Origin of the sequence: Bacillus hominis (assembly GCF_018332515.1) — a bacterium.
Taxonomy (GTDB): domain Bacteria; phylum Bacillota; class Bacilli; order Bacillales; family Bacillaceae_G; genus Bacillus_A; species Bacillus_A hominis.
The window spans coordinates 1-3,765 of sequence record NZ_BOQD01000375.1 but is presented as its reverse complement, the minus strand read 5'-3'; the positions used below and the strand labels follow the sequence as shown (position 1 = coordinate 3,765).

The 3,765-nt window shown below is 32.0% G+C and carries 5 protein-coding genes; all 5 read right to left on the bottom strand.

Translation table 11 applies throughout. From position 1 onward, the window contains the following. Window positions 1–99: 99 nt before the first annotated feature. Window positions 100–915, bottom strand: coding sequence for a YwqG family protein (locus KI356_RS25170; protein WP_212936802.1), 816 nt, complete (start codon window positions 913–915; stop codon window positions 100–102). Window positions 916–993: 78 nt separating this feature from the next. Beyond that, a complete protein-coding gene (locus tag KI356_RS25165) occupies window positions 994–1,401 on the bottom strand; it encodes a DnaJ family domain-containing protein (RefSeq protein WP_212936801.1) in 408 nt (135 codons plus the stop codon). A 495-nt stretch (window positions 1,402–1,896) separates the two neighbouring features. After that, entirely contained in the window at window positions 1,897–2,262 is a 366-nt protein-coding gene (locus KI356_RS25160) for a hypothetical protein (protein WP_212936800.1), read from the bottom strand. 279 nt (window positions 2,263–2,541) lie between these two features. Beyond that, window positions 2,542–2,913 (bottom strand): YxiJ-like family protein, encoded by a 372-nt coding sequence (locus KI356_RS25155; RefSeq protein ID WP_212936799.1) that lies wholly within the window; start codon window positions 2,911–2,913, stop codon window positions 2,542–2,544. Window positions 2,914–2,925: 12 nt separating this feature from the next. After that, the coding region (locus tag KI356_RS25150) for a patatin-like phospholipase family protein (RefSeq protein WP_238486235.1) at window positions 2,926–3,765 on the bottom strand (840 nt) is incomplete at its 5' end.

Below are 3,765 nucleotides of genomic sequence, written 5' to 3'. Positions count from 1 at the left end.
CTCACTGTTAGGATGATTTTTTAGCACTTAAACATATATACACCAATAAACTGAGTCCTTTTCCCTATTTAAACATAAGTAATGCTCTAAACTGTTATTTTAATAGCAATCCCAATTGTAAATAACATTGGAAAAATCTAGGTTCAACAAATCTTCCTTGCGTATAAAGAAATTAGCAACACCAGAATCTCCCCACATAATATTTAATGAATCGTCTGTATCGATTTGCAACAATAATATATCGTGTTGTTGGTATTTTTCTTCCCATTCCCTCGGATCTGTCTGTGTAAAAAATGGATAACCGCCAATTTTATGCCCTTGATCTTGGCATAGATCATCATACAGTTCGCCTAATTCTGTTTTATTTTCTTCATCAACAATTTCTTCCCAATCAATGTTTTCATTAAAAATCTTTTCAAATCGATAATCTCTTGATGTTACTGGTTGATAATCCAATTCAAACTTTAGTTTAGCTGCTTCAGGTATGATAAAATGCTCTAAATTTAAAGTGTTTAAATAACTAAAATCAGTAATAACCTTAGTTGGAGCTTCCGTTATTGTAGAATGATAAATAATTCGAAAGTCTTTTTGGCTAGTTGGATGATCAAAATCTATTCCAAAAAGTTCATCATCAGCACTTACGAAAAATTGTAATAGTCCCTTTTGAGGCATGGGTTCAATATACGGTATTTCTTCAAAGTTTAACTGCGCAAGTAGCATCATAGGTTGTCCTGTTGAGTCTTTAGGATGTTCTTGATTGGTAGGTAAATACGGATATCCACCAAACTTACTTTCAAAAAGAGTTGTCTCTGCTTGTGTTCCAGACACTTTAATATACGGTTTTATACTTTCTTCTAAATTACTACGATACTGTTCTAGTTCTTTCGGTAATTGAAGCTGATACGTATTCTTCATTTCTTCTGCCTCCCTTTAAAGATAATTAATAAATGCCTACCTCAATTATATTGTAAAAGATGGTTTCATTAAAAAAAGCTAAAAACCCGTTTTAACCCTCATTTTTTGCGCACTTGGCGGACAAAGTAAATTATGTTCTGAGACCTTTTTATTAATAGTTGTAATTAACGTAGCTGCTTCTGCAGTATCCGTTAGTTCTTTTAATTTTTCTTTTAGATGATCTATTTCCTTTGAAAGTTCAATCCACCTAGGCAAAACATGATTATTTTTCAAAGTTCTATAAAGCTGCTTCTCAGGATTGTACGCAAGATCTTTATCAAGATTAAGAGGTTTCCCTTTACCAGGTAAATCATTGAAAGCGCCTTTCTTTTCTGCCTGTTTAACGATAGAACTAATATGATCCTCATACGTGAATGACCAAACTTTCTCATCTTTCACTAAAATTTCTTGTTTTTTTAGCTTTTTATCTAGATTATCTTGATTCATAGATTCATTCCTCTTTTCATTTTATTTTTATAGTGTTGTTTTCGAATATTTTAATACTTTCAATCCATCCGGTAGCTTTTTACGCCACCAAATGCCATCTTGACCGTCTTTAAACTCTTTGTGAATGGTTTTGTATCTTTTTTCTTTTAAATCTTTATAGCGACGTCTATTTGCCGTTAAAATAGGTTTGTTTTCAAGTTTTCCTGATTTCGTATGAATTTGAAGATGAAATGTATACTGATTAGCCGATGTAATAAGAAGTTATTGAAGGTGTGAAGGGTGAGAATAATCCTGTGGTGTATAAAGATGAATCTTCCGTATAGTATTTAAAATTAAAATGTAGAAAGTGTATATTTCAGTATTTTTGTAATGTGATAATAAAGATTTTTAATGTCGATATAATTATACAAGAGCCTTGCTACACTTTTTTGTAATAAGACTCTTTCAATTCGTTTCATTCATATTGAACTAATAAAGCATATGTAGTTAGATGAGTTATTGATTGGAAAATTGATCAATTGCTTGAATAGCAAGTTCCAACGCTTTTATTCTTCTTTCTAAAAGTGTTCTTTGAGGACTACCAGCCTTTGACTTTTCATACGCCCTCTCAATTGATGGAAGCAAACCAGTAAGAACATGGCGAGCTTCTGCTAGATCTTCTTGTGTGTAATGATGAGCTCTTTGATTCCAAACGGTTTCTAACACTGCTAACCCGATGCAAACAGCTTTAAGTCTTTTCTTCACTAAGGTCGTGTTTGCACCTTTCTGAGTCATCTGTGACAGTGCATTTTCAAGTTTACGGATTGTCGATTGTAAAGATTTTATTGATTCCAATTTATCTATATTTGATACGTTTTCCATGTTAGTGCTGTCCCTTCTGCGTTTCTAACTTATTTTGTTTAATGTTTGATAAAATCGTTAAGAACTTGATTTTACTCGAAATATTTTAACATAAATAACTATATTCAGGTTGGATAATAACTTAAAGGAAAACGGCTACTAAACTTATCCTCCCTTCCTTACATCATTCTATAAGTACTTCTTTCTTCTCAATAGAACTCCTATATAAACAAGATAATAATATTGTATATTTTATGAACGAAAAAACGCACAAGCTATTTAGTCTGTGCGTTTTCAATATTATTCAGTAAGGTAGTAAAGTAACAGTTTCCGGGCCTTCTCATAATTCATAAAATCTCTATATAAAATGGGATACTTCATAATTTCTGTTTCTAGAAAACGATATTGCGGAAACCATTCAAAAAACGATTTTCTCAGCCACTTTATTTGCTGAAACGAAATATCCTCTTCGGTTCTTTTTAGTACAAAACTTAAAGTTGCTGCAGTATGCATCCAATAATAATTTAAATCAGCATTAATGACGTCATCTTCTTTAAATTCGTTTTTAAAGTCTCGCTGCAATTTTCGCGTATCACGATAAGGAAATGGCTTATGCAGAGGACTATGCATTTTCTGTAATTCATTAAAAATAACCTTTTTTCCTAATAGCAACGTTCCACCCCTTTATTTTCCCATCCAATTCAATAAGTTTTCATAATGATTATGAGCATCCTTATACCCAAGATTATATAAATTAACGAGCTTTTCTTTATTTCTTTCTATTCCGCTTATAGGAAGCTGTGTGCTTGGCTGAATTACATAAAAATTATCTTTTTGTTCGTTGTGATTCATATAAGATACAGTTTCATTATAAAAACGATAATGTTTTACTAAATGCTCTGCAATTTTCGGATACTTTCTATATAAAATTTTAGCTAGTCCAGAAAATTTATTACGCTGCTTCTCGTATCCTTCTGGCTTTGTCATAATAACAACGTTTTTTAAATAACCATCATTTTGTGCTTTAAAAACTGGAATAGGATCTATAATCCCTCCATCTAACAATTTTCGATTATCATATTCTACAGCAGGTGCTATAAACGGTACAGAGCTTGATGCACGAATGATTTTTAAAATATCATTTCCGTGTTCTGTTTTATTATAATAAACTGCCTGTCCTGATTCGCAATCAGTCGTTCCGATTACAAACTGTTCATTTGAATTTAGGAAAGTTTGAAAATCAAACGGTACAATTTTGTTTGGTACTTCATCAAATAAAAAATCCATTCCAAATAATTCACGTTTTCGAATTAAGTTTCGATAAGATATATATCTGTGATCTGCTACTAGCTCTGTATTTACTTTCTTATTTCTTCCTTTTTGACGTGACAAATATGTCGCTCCCATACACGCTCCCGCAGATACACCAACTACATACGGAAAAAATAAGTCCCTTTCCATAAAATATTCGAGTACTCCTGCAGTATATAACCCTTTCATTCCGCCGCCTTCTAATACTAAACC

Bases quoted from the DNA above. Each gene is read 5' to 3' on its own strand.
- KI356_RS25165 (WP_212936801.1), bottom strand. From the start codon at position 1,401: ATGAATCAAGATAATCTAGATAAAAAGCTAAAAAAACAAGAAATTTTA.
- KI356_RS25170 (WP_212936802.1), bottom strand. From the start codon at position 915: ATGAAGAATACGTATCAGCTTCAATTACCGAAAGAACTAGAACAGTAT.
- KI356_RS25160 (WP_212936800.1), bottom strand. From the start codon at position 2,262: ATGGAAAACGTATCAAATATAGATAAATTGGAATCAATAAAATCTTTA.